Annotated in this window: 13 protein-coding genes; 8 read left to right on the forward strand and 5 right to left on the reverse strand. The window is 37.9% G+C overall.

The genetic code is table 11. The features are described from left to right. Positions 1–212 precede the first annotated feature (212 nt). The 5 genes from glgC to ACWIW0_RS02100 all read right to left on the reverse strand — a co-directional run bounded on the left by glgC (position 213) and on the right by ACWIW0_RS02100 (position 7,097). On the reverse strand, positions 213–1,508 hold the full coding sequence (glgC, locus tag ACWIW0_RS02080; protein WP_454446495.1) for a glucose-1-phosphate adenylyltransferase: 1,296 nt from the start codon (positions 1,506–1,508) through the stop codon (positions 213–215). Between the two features lie 25 nt (positions 1,509–1,533). Then, a complete protein-coding gene (gene glgX / locus ACWIW0_RS02085; protein ID WP_454452009.1) occupies positions 1,534–3,510 on the reverse strand; it encodes a glycogen debranching protein GlgX in 1,977 nt (658 codons plus the stop codon). A gap of 100 nt (positions 3,511–3,610) precedes the next feature. Beyond that, positions 3,611–5,899, reverse strand: coding sequence for a 1,4-alpha-glucan branching protein GlgB (glgB, locus tag ACWIW0_RS02090; protein ID WP_454452010.1), 2,289 nt, complete (start codon positions 5,897–5,899; stop codon positions 3,611–3,613). 307 nt (positions 5,900–6,206) lie between these two features. Beyond that, positions 6,207–6,416 (reverse strand): cold shock domain-containing protein CspD, encoded by a 210-nt coding sequence (cspD, locus tag ACWIW0_RS02095; RefSeq protein WP_454446505.1) that lies wholly within the window; start codon positions 6,414–6,416, stop codon positions 6,207–6,209. A 111-nt stretch (positions 6,417–6,527) separates the two neighbouring features. After that, positions 6,528–7,097, reverse strand: a complete 570-nt coding sequence (locus tag ACWIW0_RS02100; RefSeq protein ID WP_454452011.1) for a DUF1439 domain-containing protein — start codon at positions 7,095–7,097, stop codon at positions 6,528–6,530. A 101-nt stretch (positions 7,098–7,198) separates the two neighbouring features. Here ACWIW0_RS02100 and ACWIW0_RS02105 point away from each other — a divergent pair, with 101 nt between their 5' ends. The 8 genes from ACWIW0_RS02105 (at position 7,199) to mukB (ending at position 16,795) form a co-directional block, all read left to right on the forward strand. Further along, complete coding sequence (locus tag ACWIW0_RS02105) at positions 7,199–7,330, forward strand: hypothetical protein (protein WP_275895808.1); 132 nt, start codon at positions 7,199–7,201, stop codon at positions 7,328–7,330. A gap of 77 nt (positions 7,331–7,407) precedes the next feature. Further along, positions 7,408–8,046 carry an outer membrane lipoprotein chaperone LolA gene (gene lolA, locus ACWIW0_RS02110; protein WP_454452012.1) on the forward strand — a complete coding sequence of 213 codons (639 nt, stop codon included), beginning with the start codon at positions 7,408–7,410 and terminating at the stop codon, positions 8,044–8,046. A gap of 77 nt (positions 8,047–8,123) precedes the next feature. Next, positions 8,124–8,432: a trp operon repressor gene (trpR, locus tag ACWIW0_RS02115; RefSeq protein WP_454446508.1), complete on the forward strand. Its 309-nt coding sequence runs from the start codon at positions 8,124–8,126 to the stop codon at positions 8,430–8,432. Then, on the forward strand, positions 8,419–9,189 hold the full coding sequence (gene mtgA, locus ACWIW0_RS02120; RefSeq protein ID WP_454452013.1) for a monofunctional biosynthetic peptidoglycan transglycosylase: 771 nt from the start codon (positions 8,419–8,421) through the stop codon (positions 9,187–9,189). Before trpR ends, mtgA begins: the two co-directional genes overlap by 14 nt. An 8-nt stretch (positions 9,190–9,197) precedes the next feature. Then, positions 9,198–10,109 carry an ATP-grasp domain-containing protein gene (locus ACWIW0_RS02125; RefSeq protein WP_454452014.1) on the forward strand — a complete coding sequence of 304 codons (912 nt, stop codon included), beginning with the start codon at positions 9,198–9,200 and terminating at the stop codon, positions 10,107–10,109. An 80-nt stretch (positions 10,110–10,189) separates the two neighbouring features. Continuing rightward, positions 10,190–11,521 (forward strand): chromosome partition protein MukF, encoded by a 1,332-nt coding sequence (gene mukF / locus ACWIW0_RS02130; RefSeq protein ID WP_454452015.1) that lies wholly within the window; start codon positions 10,190–10,192, stop codon positions 11,519–11,521. 82 nt (positions 11,522–11,603) lie between these two features. Beyond that, entirely contained in the window at positions 11,604–12,332 is a 729-nt protein-coding gene (mukE, locus tag ACWIW0_RS02135; protein WP_454452016.1) for a chromosome partition protein MukE, read from the forward strand. Further along, the gene (mukB, locus tag ACWIW0_RS02140; RefSeq protein ID WP_454452017.1) at positions 12,332–16,795 is read left to right on the forward strand and encodes a chromosome partition protein MukB; all 4,464 of its coding nucleotides are present in this window, start codon (positions 12,332–12,334) and stop codon (positions 16,793–16,795) included. Before mukE ends, mukB begins: the two co-directional genes overlap by 1 nt. Positions 16,796–16,997: the final 202 nt, after the last annotated feature.

The following is a 16,997-nucleotide window of genomic DNA, read 5'->3' on the forward strand; positions in this document are numbered from 1 at the left end:
ACCAGTGTCTAAGCACTCAGGGACGCCACAATTTACGGTTATGCTTGGTGGTAAAATAATACGTTTTTATTTTACCAATTTACAGTTGAGTAAGATACAAGGGACGCCACGCTTGGCGTCCACTTATTAAATACAACAAATTAGGGTTTGTCGTCAGTCTGGAACACACTGAGTGTGTCCGTTCTTATAGATTATATCTAAGTATATGATATTTAAGCCGTTTGAGATGCTTTTTCTTTAGCTAATTTATCCAACATTTTTTGGCAAACTAACACAATGCCGTTTTTACTGATACGGAAATATTTTGCATCTTGTTCAGGATCAACACCGATCTGTAAACCGTCAGGAATATCACAATGGCGATCGACAACGGCGCGTTTAATCACACAATTTCGACCAATTTTTACCTGCGGTAAGATAACGGATTGTTCAATAATACTGTCTTCATTAACGTGTACACGTCCAAATAAGACCGAGTTACTGATTTCCGCATCAGTAATAACACAGCCACCCGCAATTAAGGAATTATCAAGAGTATGTGCACGCGATTTTTTATAGAAGAAACGAGCAGGAGCTGTCTGTTGTGGACGTCCGTGAATTGGCCAAGACTCATCATAAAGATCGAGCTGTGGTTTTTCACTAACTAAATCCATATGCGCTGACCAGTAACTGTCAATAGTCCCTACATCACGCCAGTAAATTGCACCTGTGGTATTGCGACCTTCGCACGAACGTTCAAATGGGTGAGCGTAGATTACACCTTGTTCTACGGCTTTTGGAATGATGTCTTTACCAAAATCGTGAGAAGTATCAGGATTGCTAACTTCTTGTTCTAACATTTCATAAAGATAATCAGCATCAAATACATAAATTCCCATTGATGCCAGTGATGAATTTGGTTTATCTGGCATTGCAGGTGGATCGCTTGGTTTTTCAACAAATGCTTTAACTTTTAATTTTTCATTAACCGCCATTACGCCAAATTCCGTAGCTTGTTCTCTTGGTACTTCAATACAACCAACAGTACATCTTGCTCCAGAATCAACGTGATCTTCTAGCATCTTGTTGTAGTTCATTTTATAGATGTGATCACCTGCTAAGATTACAACATATTTTGGACGGTAGTGCGATTTCATCATTTCCATATTTTGATAAACCGCATCTGCCGTACCACGATACCACGTTTTATCATCAATTTGCTGACGTGCGGGGAGCATATCAATATATTGATTACGTTCATAAGGTAAGAATGACCAACCACGTTGTAAATGGCGGAGTAGTGAGTGAGCTGCATATTGAGTAATAACCCCAATTTTCAGTAGATTTGAGTTAATACAGTTAGATAATGCAAAGTCAATAATTCGGCGACTTCCCCCAAAATAAACGGCAGGTTTTGCACGCATATCGGTTAGTTCATAAAGGCGAGAACCACGCCCCCCCGCAAGAATTAACACAAGGGTTTGAGCGGCTAAGTTACGTCTGTCTGTTGATGCTTCCTGTTTTAACATAGTTGTTATCTCCAAATTGAATAATTTATGAATTCCGTTGAAGGACGCATACTCCATAATTCAGAGTAACGGCAGGCGTCGTCAGCGTTGCTTTTTCTAAGCCCAGACGGACGAGCCACCGTCCTTCGGGGAGTAAAAATTGTTGTTCGGAATGAGCACTGTTAATTAAAATTAACCAGTGATCATTTAACTGAATTTGTAAACTACGAATTCGTTCATTATGCCATTCGTGATTTGAGATTAGATTACCGTCCGCTTTTCTCCATCTAACATCTTTTTCGCGCCACCACTGATTGCGGGCAAGTTGTGGAATTTCTTTACGAAGTGCGATCAATTCTGCGGTGTAATCAATAAGATCCAAATCTGCATTTTCCCAATCAATCCAAGTTATTTCATTATCTTGACAGTAGCCATTATTATTACCTTGCTGACTATTGCCCAATTCGTCACCAGCCAATAACATTGGAGTGCCAGCGGAAAGAAATAATATTGCCAATAGAGCACGGCGTGCAGCATTTCGCTTTGAAAGTATCATAGGATCATTTGTATGACCTTCCACTCCGTGATTGTTGCTGATATTGTGAGAGTGTCCGTCGTAATTTTTTTCACCGTTAGCATAGTTATGCTTTTCGTTATAACTTACCAAGTCTTGTAGTGTAAAACCATCATGAGCTGTAATAAAATTGATACTATTATGCGGTAGACGATTATGTGCAAAAGTTGTATCGCTACCAGCAAATTTGCAAACAAAATCACTTAACTCACCGCTTGCAGCTAAAAAGAACTCTCTCATTTGATCGCGATAACGATCGTTCCATTCAGCAAAAGGTTTTGGAAATCCTCCCATTTGGTAACCACCAAATAATCCTATATCCCAAGGTTCTGCAATCATTTTTACATTCGCAAGGTTCGAATGACTGGCTATTGCCGTAAAAAATGCTGCTTTTTGTTGAAAACTTGGGGTTCTACCTAGAGTTGCTCCTAAATCGAAACGAAAACCATCAACTTGGCAATCTTCTACCCAGTAATTTAAGCAATCAATTACCCAACGTAATACATTATTTTCACTATTTACATTAAGTGAATTACCGCATCCACTCCAATTGTGATAATTACCTTCCTCATTCAGCCAGTAATATGCACTGTTATCAATACCTCGCTGAGAAAGCATAGGACCATCTTTACCCGCTTCTGCGGTATGATTAAAAACCACATCTAAAATTACTTCGATACCGTGTTGATGTAATGTTTTTACCATTTGTTTGAATTCAAGCAATGGATTTTGTTTATTTGTGGCAAGCGTAGTATCAACGGCAAAATGTCCTAATACGTTGTAACCCCAATAATTTGATAGACCTATTTTTTGTAGGTGGGGTTCGTCAATGTGGTAGCTGACGGGAAGTAACTCTACTGCTGTAATTCCTAATTTTTTTAAATGTTTAATAGATTCTGAATGGGCTAAGCCTGCAAAGGTTCCTGATATATCGTTAGGAATATGCGGGTTAAGTTTACTAAATCCTTTAACATGCATTTCATAAATTATAGTTTCAGCCCAAGGTGTATGCGGTTTTTCAACACCCTCCCAATCAAAAGTAGTATCGATAACAACAGATTTTGGAGCTAAAACAGCATTATCTCGCTCATCACTCCAAACGAATAGCGCTTGTTTTTCATCGTTACTTAAATCTGGTATTCCAACAATTGATTTTGCATAAGGATCAACCAAGAGTTTCTGCGGATTAAATATATCACCGGTTGCTTCATTAACATTTCCGTAAACACGATAACCGTATTGACAACCAGCTTGAATATTTTCGACAAAAATGTGCCAAATATCATCGCTTTTGAACATTGGAAATCTAATTTCACTTTGTTCTTCAAAAATACAGAGTTCAACAACCGTTGCATTACGTGAAAAAATCGCAAAATTAACACCTTGTTTACCATCAAAAGCCATTAACTGACTACCAAGAGGATAAGGTCGTCCTTTCAGATACAGCATAAAAATCCTTAGGTTACTACTCAAATACTACAAAGGGCGAATTTTCGCCAATGACCATAATTAGGTTATTATTGATATTTAACAATAGTCAGATAATTACCTAAATTTTATTTTTAGATATAGTTTTTTTAACAACTTTTTTAGTCTTTAAAATTTCAATATTTTTTGTTTTTTTAGTAATTTTCTTAACTGTATTTTCTTTCTCAATAAATAGAGTCGAGAGAGGTGGTAAAGTCAGGCTAATTGAATATGGCTTGTTATGCGATTCTATTTCTTCACAATGAATCATACCGAAATTACCTTCATTGCTACCCATATAATAAACGGAATCTGAGTTAAGAACTTCTTTGTAATAGGCATAATTATTTACACCTATGCGATAGTTATAACGAGTAACAGGTGTAAAATTACTTATGACAATCATTGATCTACCATCTTTTGCTTTACGTTCAAAAGCAAAAACGGAATTTTCACTATCATCTACTACAAGCCATTCAAAACCGTCAGGGGAATAATCTAATTCATAAAGAGCGGCTGTTTTGGTATACAGATGGTTGAGATCTCGAACCCAACTTAGCATACCTTTGTGCCAGCCACCACCTTCTTCGCCGAGTAAGAACCAATCTAGGCTTTCTTGGAAATTCCACTCACGACCTTGTGCAAATTCATTGCCCATAAACAGTAATTTTTTACCAGGGTAACCCCACATATAGCCGTAATAAGCACGCAAATTCGCAAATTGCTGCCAACAATCCCCAGGCATTTTACCCAACATTGAGTATTTACCGTGAACAACTTCATCGTGCGAAAGTGGAAGCATAAATTTCTCGCTATATTGGTACATCATTCCAAATGTCATTAAATCGTGATGATATTTACGATAGATAGGATCGGTACTCATATAACGTAGCGTATCGTTCATCCAACCCATATTCCATTTATAATCAAAGCCTAAACCATTACTTTTTACACAATGAGTCACTCCAGCAAATGATGTAGATTCTTCAGCGATGGTAACACTACCAAGATTTTCAGCTTGTAGCATAGTATTTGTGTTACGCAGAAAATCTAAAGCTTCTAGGTTTTCACGTCCACCGTATTTATTCGGAATCCATTCACCGTCTTTTCGTGAATAATCTCGATAAATCATTGAGGCAACAGCATCGACCCGTAGTGCATCAATGCCAAAACGTTCAACCCAATAGAGAGCATTTCCCGATAAGTAGTTTTGTACTTCGTGGCGACCATAATTAAAGATTAAGGTATTCCAATCTTGGTGATAGCCTTCTTTAGGATCAGAATGCTCATAGAGGTGTGTGCCATCAAAATAGGCTAGTCCGTGTTCATCAGTTGGGAAGTGTCCAACAACCCAATCTAAAATAACATTTATCCCTTCTTCGTGTGCTTTACTGATTAAATGACGTAATCCGTCAGGCGAACCAAATCGGCTTGTTGGTGCATAAAGCCCAGTTGGTTGGTAACCCCAAGAACCGTCAAATGGAAATTCTGATATTGGTAATAACTCAATATGGGTAAATCCCATCTCTTTGACATAAGGAATAAGTTCATCGGCAATTTCTTGATAATTTAGCCAATAATTATTTTCTAGATTACGACGCCACGAACCTAAATGAACTTCATAAATGGAAATAGGTTGGTCAGGCTCATTTGCTTTACGACGTTGCTCATTAGGCTCAATTTTGGCGGGTAAACCCGTTGCAACAGATGCAGTATCAGGACGAAATTGCGAAAAGAAAGCATAAGGATCGGATTTTAATCTAAGTTTGCCATTATGATCTAAAATTTCAAATTTATAGAGTGTCCCTTTTTTAGCGTTAGGGATAAAAATGTCCCAAATACCGCTATTACTATGATAACGCATTGGGTGGCGACGACCGTCCCAGAAATTGAAATCTCCCACTACCGATACCCGTTTCGCATTTGGTGCCCAAACACTAAAATGAATACCACCAACTTCATTTTGGGTGACTAAATGAGCTCCTAGTTTTTCATAAGGACGAGTGTGTGAACCTTGGGAGAGTAGCCAACTATCAAAGTCAGAAAAATGGGATTGGAAACGGTAAGGGTCTTCCATATCAAGGGTAATGTGGGCATATTCAACGAGTAAGCGGTAAGATAAGTCGGTTTTTTTACCACTTAACTCAACGGCAAAAAAATTACGCTCATCTATTTTTTGCATTTGAGCGATAGGATTAGCTTGCTCGTCAATAATTGTTACCGTTAAAGCTTCAGGTAAATAGGCTCGAATAATGACACCTTTAGCAACAGAGTGAATACCTAAAAAAGCGAAAGGATCTTGGCATAAACCTAAAGAGAGTTGCTCAATAAAAAGAGCATCTTTATCAGATAAGTTAATCATTTTTTTCATTTGCTCTCCTTAGCTTGTAGGCAAAATATAGAAAAAAAATAGATAAAACTATTGCTTGGATTGTATCAAAAACAAGTTTACAAAACAATAGTAAACTTTGAATTAGATCACAAATTGGGAAGATAAATATTTAGAATGAAATCAAAAGGTTATTTTAATAAAAGGAAGATATTGTTTGAAATTTAATATATTATTGAATAGTTTTTGTGGGAAATTTACTACTAGTTTATTACAAAAAGCGGTTGGATTTATAAAATTTTTTACATATCCCACCGCTTATTGAAATGATATATTCTATTCATTCACACTATTCAATAATAGGAATAATGCGTGAAGCTGAAGCACCTTTATCACTGTTAGTAAATTCAAATTGAACTTTTTGTCCCATTTTTAATGAGCGATAACCTTCACCTTCAATGACAGAAAAATGGGCGAAGATATCACCTTCAAATACGTCAGATGTAATAAAACCAAACCCTTTTGCATTGTTGAACCATTTAACGATGCCAATTTCCATTAGAAAATCTCCTTTGTTATCTAAGTAACTTAATCTTAATTGAAAATAAGTTATTATTAAATTAGCAATTTTTAAAATATCGACATAGATCACAAAATTTTAATAATTTCTTTAAAAAATTGACGTTTCTAATTGTAAAACACCTTTTTCAATTACGATTGATTTACCTATTTTTTTAAAGATAGCCTCTTTTGTTTTATTTTCATCTAAGGTATAAACTGGATAATGTTCTAAAACATCAGCTAAACCGCTTTCAAGTGCGGGTAAAAATGTTTGTAGTTCATTTTGATATTTTTCAGGAGTAATATACCAATTTTTTAAGCGTACATCTTTAAGAAAAATTGCCCCTTTGGTTTGATCGTAAAAAGGTACAGTATCTAAATTTAAGTGTGCTTTAATATTATAAGATTTACCTTTTAACCGCAGTAAACCATCAACAATTCCTCCAATTTCAACACGTTTTTCAGGTGTTTGCCCAATTTGAGTGGCAAGATTATGTAAGTGGTAATCTAATTCAAATAAATTGGGAATACCAATACTATCTTTTAACGGAATTTTTTCGGCTAAACGTGTATCTAAATATTGATTGATCTCTTGTTGAGTAATGCTTAATAAACCAGCATTTGCGACAGTTGCACTTAAAGAAAGCAACAATAGAGCAGATTTACCTAATTTTTTCATAAAAACTCCTTTAAAAAATTGGTTTATAAGAAATAAACCAAGTAGAATGTTTGAATTATGATGTAAACGGTATAATAGTTTTATAAGAAAAGGAATAAAAAATGAAAAAAATTTTTATTATTGCATTCGCATTATTCATTTCTGCTTGTAGTCTTGGTGGCAGCGTGAGTGCAGGCGGTGGTTCGAATGGAATGGGTGTTGGATTAGGAATTGGCACTGGTATTCGTTTTTAACTTTTAAGATTTTACTCGGAATGAACTTTTTGCCAGAAACCTGTCAAAAAGGCACTTTTATGAGAAAAGGATAAACAATGAAACAACTTATTAAGAAATCATTCATCAGTTTAGCGTTATTTTCAGCTAGTTCTTTTACTTTTGCAGATGCACAAGCCGTAGTCGAGCTACAAAAGCGTTTAGAGCTTGTTAGTCAATATAGTGCAGACTTTGAACAGACTGTTCGTTCAAGTAAAGGTAAAGAAGTCCAAAAAGGTAGTGGGAAATTTCAGGTAAAACGCCCGAACTTATTTCGAATGGATACCAAAAGCCCGCAAGAGAATTTAATTGTGTCTGATGGGCAAACATTATGGTTTTACGATCCATTTGTTTCTCAAGTAACCGCAAATTGGGTAAAAGATGCGGTTAATAATACACCTTTTGTATTATTAACTAGTAATGATAAAAGCCACTGGGATCAATATGACGTTCAACAAAATATGGACGCTTTTGTCTTAAAGCCAAAATCTAAGAAAAGCAGTATTAAACAATTTGATGTGCGTATTGATGCAAACGGTTTATTAAAGGGTTTTAGCACTATTGAGCGTGATGGGCAAAGTAATTTGTATGTATTGCGAAATATCACAACTGCACCATTATCTGCTGATTTATTCAAATTTAATGTGCCGAAAGGGGCAGAACTAGACGATCAACGTAACAAAAAGTCGAAAAAATAATTAAATTGTTGGAGCGTTTAATTGACGCTCCATCAAGATTATAAAATCTCTTTTTTCTTATTTATTTGGTAACAGCAATGAAATCACTCTATCAACAACGCGATCCTTCAGAATGGCAACAGTTTATTGATCTACTTAAACAGGCTGTAAATGAAGATAAAACCGAAGATTTGCTTTCAATGTTATTAACTGCAGATGAGCGAAATGCGTTAGGTTTACGCGTACAAATAGTCAGTGCATTGCTTGATAATCAGGCTTCTCAACGTGAAATTCAACAACAACTTAATACCAGTGCGGCTACTATCACAAGGGGTTCTAATATGTTGAAAACCGTTGAACCGAGCATTCGTGATTGGGTAAGTGAAAAACTCAATGGCAAAGCGTAAAAAAAAGAAATCACTATGGGCTAAATGGCTGAGACCTTTCTTTTCAGTAAAGAAAAATGCGTCTATCAAAGAATGGGCTTGGTTTTTATTTAGTCGGGTAGGATTTGCAATAGCAAATTTTTATCTCTGTTTAACCTTAATTTTCTCTGTTGTACCCGTTCCATTTTCTGCTTATATGTTACAAAAGAAAGCAGAAAATCTGCTGCAATCAGATTATCGTATTCACTATGATTGGGTCAGCATTGATGATATTGCTTGGCAAATGCAAATGGCAGTAATTGCAGGAGAAGATCAGCGTTTTGACAATCATTTTGGGCTTGACCTTGATGCGATTTTACTTGCCTTAAAGCGGAATAATCAAACCCACAAAAAGCCCATTGGTGCATCAACCATCTCTCAACAAACAGTAAAAAATCTCTATTTATGGCACGGTACAAGTTGGATTCGTAAAGGAGTAGAAATTCCATTAACTTTGCTGGTTGAAACGGTATGGTCAAAAAAACGAGTATTAGAAGTTTATTTGAATATTGCCGAATTTGGTAAAGGTATTTTTGGGGTTGAAGCAGCAGCGAGACATTATTTTAATAAATCGGCAAAGCAATTAACAATGCAAGAATCTGCATTGTTGGCGGCTGCTTTGCCGAATCCGTTCATTTATCAAGTAAAAAGCCCAACACAGACAATGCGAAAGCGTCAACAATGGATTATTCAACAGATCCATAATCTAGGTGGAAGGGCTTATTTAACTAATTTATAGGTAGTCAAATGCGATTTTTAATGTTGTGTCGTGAACCCCGTTTATATAGTTGCCAACGCTTATTGTCAGTAGCTAATCAACTTGGGCATTCAATGGATATTCTTGATCCTAATCGCTTTCTACTGAAACTCTCACAAAGGCAATTTGAATATTATTACCAACAGGGCGATCTCTATGATAAGCATCGCCCTGAGCCGATTAAATTAGATCAATATGATGGTGTTATTCCCCGTTTTGGCACAACAAGTACGGAAATGGGTATTAACGTACTGTATCATTTCCAACAGCAAGGTATCAATGTATTAAACTCTGCGGAGTCATTCCGCTTAGCAAGAGATAAATGGCAAAGTTTACAGGCATTGGTTGGAGCAGGTATTGCTATTCCTGATAGTGCAATGGTTGGAGAGTTATATTCACTTAATCCAAGTGTTAAGCAGTTTCAACTCCCCCTTGTAATCAAAACCTTATCAGGCTCTCAAGGGGTAGGTGTAATGCTTGCAGAAAAGCCAAGTAGTGCCGTAAGCCTATTAGAAACCTTAAAAATGGCAAAGGTAAATTGTTTACTACAACACTTTGTTGCCGAATCGACAGGAGAAGATATTCGGGCTTTTGTGGTCGGCGATAAGGTTGTGGCATCAATGGTTCGTTATAGTACAAGCGGTGACTTTCGTGCCAATATTCACCAAGGCGGACGAGCGGAATCAATCTCTCTTTCAGAGCAAGAGCAACAAATTGCGATTGGAGCGACTAAAGCACTTGGGTTAGACGTGGCAGGAGTGGATCTTATTCGATCACAAACTAAAACATTAGTGTTGGAAGTGAATGCAAGCCCTGGATTAGAGATGATTGAAAAAGTAAGTCAGCAAGATATTGCAACCAAGATGGTCAAGCATTTATTGCAAAAAATCGAAAGAAACTAACCGCTTATCTTTCCTATTTTTATAGGATTAGGTTAGAATAACGGCTATTTTTGATAATTAAAGGGTAAATGTAGTCGCCTATGTATAATGAATTGGCACAAACACTTCCAGAATTGATTTCGTGGACAAAAGATCGTGAATTTTCACTCTCGCTTTCAACCGAACGCTTAGCTTTTCTATTGGCAATATCCCTTTATAACAATGAGAGAACAGATGGCGAATTACTCGAATCTGATTTACAAGATCTTTTCCGCCACGTTTCTACTGTTTTTGAACAGTCCGATAGCACTCTAACTCAACGTGCAAACAATGCCATTAACGAACTTGTTAAACAGCGTTTTCTTAATCGTTTTAGCAGTGAATTTACCGAAGGATTAGCAATTTATCGCTTAACGCCATTAGGGGTTGGCGTTGCTGACTACTACGTCCGCCAACGTGAATTTTCTACATTACGCCTTTCAATCCAACTTTCTATCGTTGCCGATGAAATTCAAAGAGCATCAGCATCTGCCGAAGAAGGTGGAGATGAGCGTTTTTGGCGTCAGCAAGTTTTCGCCCCATTAAAATATTCAGTTGCAGAAATTTTTGACAGTATCGACCTTTCACAACGAATGATGGACGAAAATCAACAGCAGATCCGAGAGCGAATTGCGGCATTATTAAGCCAAAATTGGCACCAAGCAATCGCTACTTGTCAGCAATTACTTGATGAAACATCACTGAATTTACGAGAATTACAAGATACACTTAATGCCGCAGGGGATAAATTACAAGCTCAATTATTGCGTATTCAAAGCTGTTTAATTGGACGTGATGATCTTGAATTTGTTGATGTACTCGTGGTTAATCTACAAAATAAACTTGACCGTATCATTAGCTGGGGACAACAGTCGATTGATTTATGGATCGGTTACGATCGCCACGTGCATAAATTTATTCGTACTGCCATTGATATGGATAAAAATCGTGTCTTTGGTCAGAGATTACGCCAATCAATCCAAGATTATTTTGAACAACCTTGGCAACTCTACTTTACCAAAGCTGATTCACTACTGGATCTGCGTGATGATGAAACCGAATTTAATGAAGCGGAAGCAATAGGTGAATTACCGACCGAATTAGAGTATGAGTCGCTTTCAGAAGTCCAAGAACAAATCGTTACTATTATGCAAGCACATCTTGCCCCATATCGAGAGCAAGGCAAACCAATTGATTTAAGTGAAATTTTGCGTGAGCAACTCGCAAAATATCCACTTTCACGCCACTTTGATGTGGCTCGCATTATCGTTGATCAAGCGGTTAAACTGGGTATGGCAAGTCAAGATAGCCAAGCGGTTTACCCACAGTGGCAATCCATTAACCATAATGGTGCAGAAGTACAAGCGAATGTGATTGATCAATATAACCCATAATAAATTTCTAAGTAATTGAAGCGGTAAGATTCCGCATAAATTTTGAAAAAGGTGATGATTCACCCTAATTGAGATATAAGAAATGACAGACACTCAAGAACTTATCCCGACCAAATTAGCACAAGCGATTGCTAATCCTATTTTTCCTGCGTTGGATAGCCAGTTACGCTCGGGGCGACACATTAGCCTTGAAGCCTTAGATGAACACGCTTTCCTAATGGATTACCAAGCAGAATTAGAACTCTTTTATCGCCGTTATCACGTTGAGTTAATTCGTGCACCTGAAGGTTTTTTCTATCTTCGCCCGAAAGCATCAACCTTAATTACCCGTAGTGCGATGAGTGAAATGGAAATGTTAGTCGGTAAAGTGCTTTGTTATCTCTATCTCAGCCCAGAGCGTTTGGCACAGCAAGGCATTTTTAGTTACGATGAAGTTTACGATGAGTTACTGAATTTAGCTGATGAAAGTAAATTACTTAAAGCAATTAATCCACGTTCAACAGGATCGGATTTAGATAAAGCAAAACTCGCTGAAAAAGTCGGCGGAGCATTACGCCGTTTACAACGTTTAGGAATGATTGTGCGTGTTGGTGATCAAAACAGCAGAAAGTTTGTGATTTCTGAATCAGTATTTCGTTTTGGTGCGGATGTTAGAACAGGGGACGATCCAAGAGAAGCCCAACTTCGTTTAATTCGTGATGGAGAAGCCACTACGCCTGAATTACTGGCTCAACAAGCGGTGAGTTTTGATGAAGAAATTACAAATGATACAGAAACAGAAGATGAAATAGAACAAGGCGGGGAAGAGTAATGGAAAATATCGAATTGCAAAATAATCAACCAATCGCACCGCTTGCACGCCCTGAAGGGATTGTTCGTGGCAAATTCCGTTCTCTAACATTGATTAACTGGAACGGTTTTTTTGCTCGTACCTTTGATTTAGATGAGCTAGTAACGACCTTATCAGGCGGAAATGGTGCGGGTAAATCTACCACGATGGCAGGTTTTGTAACGGCATTGATCCCTGATTTAACTTTAATTAACTTCCGTAATACCACCGAAGCAGGTTCCACATCAAGTTCTCGTGATAAAGGCTTATATGGTAAGCTCAAAGCAGGTGTGTGTTATGCGGTTTTAGAAAGTGAAAATTCACGCCAACAACGTGTGATCACAGGCGTGCGTTTACAACAGATCGCAGGGCGAGATAAAAAAGTCGATATTCGCTCTTTCTCTATTCAAAATATCCCAGCCGAACACTCAGTGATCTCTATTTTTACTGAGCAAGTCGGCGATAAAAATGCTCGAGTTTTAGCACTCAATGAATTAAAAGATCGTTTTGATGGTTCAGAAATTCAGTTTAAACAATACAGCTCAATTACAGATTATCATAGTTTTTTATTTGATCTTGGGGTTATTCCTAAACGTTTACGCTCATCGGGCGATCGCAGTAAATTCTATAAATTGATTGAAGCATCACTTTACGGTGGGATTTCCAGTGTAATTACCAAATCTCTGCGTGATTATTTACTCCCTGAAAATTTAGGGGTTCGTCAAGCCTTCCAAGATATGGAATCCGCATTGCGTGAAAACCGAATGACCCTTGAGGCGATTAAAGTTACTCAGTCTGATCGTGATATGTTTAAAAAGCTGATTACGGAATCAACTAACTATGTTTCAGCAGATTTTATGCGTCACGCAAATGAACGTCGTGGTAATGTACAGTTAGCCGTTGAAAAACGCCAAGAATGGTATCAAGCTAAATCACAAATTCTACTGGAACAGCAACGCTTTGTGGAATTTAGCCGAGAAGCAAATGAACTCGCAGAAAATGAAGGGACGTTAGAAGCGGAATATAATAGTGCGTCCGATCATCTTAATTTAGTAATGAATGCGGTTCGCCATCAAGAAAAAGTAGAACGCTACCAAAGTGAAGTTGATGAACTTAACGAAAAGTTAGAAGAACAACAAATTGCTGTTGAAGAAGTGGCAGAACGTACCGAACAGATCCAAGCTCGAGCAGAAGAGAGCGAAGAGGTGGTAGAAGGGTTACGTTCACAAATGGCAGATTATCAGCAGGCTTTAGATGCACAACAAACTCGAGCATTACAATATCAACAAGCCATTAACGCCCTTGAAAAAGCTAAACAACTTTGTGGTTTACCGCATTTAGATTTACATAATGCGGAAGATTACCTTGCGGAGTTTTCGGCTCAAGAAACGGAAATGACCGATCAGGTGTTCGATTTAGAACAACGTCTCTCTGTTTCTGATATGGCAAAAACACAATTCGATAAAGCCTATGAACTCGTTTGCAAAATTTCGGGCGAAACGGACCGCTTACAAGCGTGGGAAGAAGCGAGAAAACTCTTAGCTCACTACCCAGCCAAAAAAAATCACGCACAACAAGCGGTAGCATTACGTCAGAAATTAGCCGATCTTGAACAGCGTTTACATCAGCAACAAAATGCACAACGCCTACTTACAGAATTTAATCAGAAAGCACAACTACAGCTAGAAAGTGCCGAAGAATTAGAAGTTTACTATGAAGAGCAACAAGCCAAAGTTGAAGATTTAGAAGCAGAGTTAGCGGAATTTGTTGAAATCCGTTCTACCCAACGACAACAGCGTGAACAGCTTAACCAGCAATATCAACAACTGGCTCAAAATGCTCCTGCGTGGCATACGGCACAATCTGCCTTATTACGTTTACAAGAACAATGTGGTGAAACTTTTGAAGCAAGCCAATCAGTAATGCAGTTTATGCAAAACATCCTAAGTCGTGAGCGTGAAGCAACCCTTGAACGTGATAACTTAGCCCGTTATGAACAGCAGTTAGAAACACAAATTTCACGTTTAAGCCAACCTGATGGGGCGGAAGATATTCGTTTAAATCATCTTGCTGAAAAATTCGGAGGGGTATTACTTTCAGAACTTTATGATGATGTGTCATTAGAAGATGCACCCTATTTCTCTGCGTTATACGGCGAAGCTCGCCACGCTATCGTTGTGCGTGATTTAGAAGCAACTAAAGCCCAATTAGCCCAGTTAGATGATTGCCCTGATGATCTTTACCTGATTGAAGGCGATCCAAACGCTTTTGATGACAATGTATTTAATGCGGAAGAATTAGCAGATGGTGTGGTTGTTCAAGTCTCTAATCGTCAATGGCGTTACTCTAAATTCCCTGAAGTACCATTATTTGGACGAGCATCTCGTGAAAAGCAACTAGAAAAGCTCAAAGTAGAACGAGATGAAACCGCAGAAAAACACGCAGAACGAGCTTTTGATGTGCAAAAATGCCAGCGTTTACATCAACATTTAACACAATTTGTTGGTACGCATTTAGCGTTAGCGTTCCAACCAGATCCTGAAGTGGCAATGCAACAAATTGCTCAAAAACGAGCTGAAATTGAACGTGAACTTAATCAAGCAAACGGACTGGAACAACAAATTCGCCACCAGCTTGATAATAGCAAAGCTCAACTACAACTATTAAATAAAGTGTTGCCACAGCTCAATGTGTTGGCGGACGAAACTTTAGAAGATAGAGTAGAAGAGTGCAAAGAGCAGTTATTGTCGGCACAAGACGATGAACAATATATTCGCCAATTTGGGCAGTATTTAGCACAACTAGAGCCGATTGCGTCAGCATTAAAGAGTGATCCAACACAATTTGAACAACTTCAAGAGCGTTACAAGCGGTCAGTTGAGCAACAAAAATTGCTTAAACAGAAAGTCTTTAGCTTGTCTGATGTGCTTCAACGCCGTTTACATTTTAGCTACCAAGAAAGTGTAGGGATAGAAGGCTCGGCATTAAATGAACAACTTCGCCAACGTTTAGAGATTGCTCAACGAGAGCGTGAGCTAGTACGTGATCAGCTCCGCCAAGCACAAACTCAACTAACACAGTACAACCAAGTTCTGACATCATTACGCAGTTCTTATGATGCAAAAAATCAGATGTTACAAGAACTTCTGCGTGAAATGGACGAGTATGGTATTCGAAATGATTTAGAAGCCGTTGAACGAGCAACTTTACGACGTGACGAATTACAACAACGTTTGAGCCAACAACGTATGCGTAAGAGTTATCTTGACAAGCAAGTCGCCGTAATTGGGGCAGAGATGGATAATCTGACTAAAGCGATGCGTAAAGCAGAGCGAGATTATCATAGCCAACGTGAAATTGTGGTACAAGCGAAAGCAAGTTGGTGTCTAGTATTACAAATGTCACGCAATAGTGATGTAGAAAAACGCCTAAATCGCCGAGAGCTGGCTTATCAATCTGCTGAAGAATTACGCTCTATATCTGATAAAGCATTGGGAGCATTACGCCAAGCTGTTGCTGATAATGAATACCTGCGTGATAGTCTGCGTGCATCGGAAGATAACCGTAAACCAGAAAATAAAGTTGCGTTCTTTATTTCAGTGTATCAACATCTACGTGAGCGTATTCGTCAGGATATTATTAAAACCGATGATCCGATTGATGCGATTGAGCAAATGGAAATTGAACTTTCTCGCTTGACTAATGAATTGACTAGTCGTGAGAAAAAATTAGCAATCAGTGCAGAAAGTGTGGCTAACATTCTACGCAAAACCATTCAACGTGAACAAAATCGTATTTTACAGCTTAACCAAGGGCTACAAAATATTGCCTTTGGTCAAGTAAAAGGCGTGCGTTTAGTGGTGAATATTCGTGATACTCACGCTATTTTACTGAATGCACTTTCAAGTGAACGAGAACAGCATACTGATCTATTTGAAAATCAGAAATTAAGTTTCTCAGAAGCCTTAGCGATGCTTTATAAACGAGTAAATCCACATTTAGAAATGGGACAACGTACTCCACAAACGATAGGCGAAGAGCTACTAGATTACCGTAATTACCTTGACTTAGAAGTGGAAACTTTCCGAGGTGCAGATGGTTGGATGCGTGCAGAAAGTAGTGCATTATCAACAGGGGAAGCGATTGGTACTGGTATGTCCATCTTACTTATGGTTGTACAAAGTTGGGAAGAAGAATCTCGCCGTTTAAGAGCGAAGGATATTCTGCCTTGTCGTTTACTCTTCTTAGATGAAGCAGCTCGACTTGATGCAATGTCTATCAATACGTTATTTGAACTATGCGAACGTTTAGATATGCAATTATTGATTGCTGCACCTGAAAATATTAGCCCAGAAAGAGGGACAACCTATAAACTAGTGCGTAAGATTGCAAATAACCAAGAATACGTTCACGTCGTTGGACTAAAAGGATTTGGACAAGTATAGTATAAGCTAATTTGTAAAGAAAAGCGGTCAAACTTATTATGATTTGACCGCTCGGATACAAAGTTTTTTTATTCGGACGCTCTGCGTCCGTTATTTTTATTTTCAAATATACTAATTTAAAAACGGTATAAAAATTAAATAACTATACTAATATAACGGCATTTATCAATGCCCGTATTGCATTTGTTGAGGATAAAGACAA

The organism is Ursidibacter sp. B-7004-1, assembly GCF_053654055.1.

Coding starts and splice junctions, on each gene's coding strand:
- glgC (WP_454446495.1), bottom strand. CDS start 1,508: ATGTTAAAACAGGAAGCATCAACAGACAGACGTAACTTAGCCGCTCAA.
- glgX (WP_454452009.1), bottom strand. CDS start 3,510: ATGCTGTATCTGAAAGGACGACCTTATCCTCTTGGTAGTCAGTTAATG.
- glgB (WP_454452010.1), bottom strand. CDS start 5,899: ATGAAAAAAATGATTAACTTATCTGATAAAGATGCTCTTTTTATTGAG.
- cspD (WP_454446505.1), bottom strand. CDS start 6,416: ATGGAAATTGGCATCGTTAAATGGTTCAACAATGCAAAAGGGTTTGGT.
- ACWIW0_RS02100 (WP_454452011.1), bottom strand. CDS start 7,097: ATGAAAAAATTAGGTAAATCTGCTCTATTGTTGCTTTCTTTAAGTGCA.
- ACWIW0_RS02105 (WP_275895808.1), top strand. CDS start 7,199: ATGAAAAAAATTTTTATTATTGCATTCGCATTATTCATTTCTGCTTGT.
- lolA (WP_454452012.1), top strand. CDS start 7,408: ATGAAACAACTTATTAAGAAATCATTCATCAGTTTAGCGTTATTTTCA.
- trpR (WP_454446508.1), top strand. CDS start 8,124: ATGAAATCACTCTATCAACAACGCGATCCTTCAGAATGGCAACAGTTT.
- mtgA (WP_454452013.1), top strand. CDS start 8,419: ATGGCAAAGCGTAAAAAAAAGAAATCACTATGGGCTAAATGGCTGAGA.
- ACWIW0_RS02125 (WP_454452014.1), top strand. CDS start 9,198: ATGCGATTTTTAATGTTGTGTCGTGAACCCCGTTTATATAGTTGCCAA.
- mukF (WP_454452015.1), top strand. CDS start 10,190: ATGTATAATGAATTGGCACAAACACTTCCAGAATTGATTTCGTGGACA.
- mukE (WP_454452016.1), top strand. CDS start 11,604: ATGACAGACACTCAAGAACTTATCCCGACCAAATTAGCACAAGCGATT.
- mukB (WP_454452017.1), top strand. CDS start 12,332: ATGGAAAATATCGAATTGCAAAATAATCAACCAATCGCACCGCTTGCA.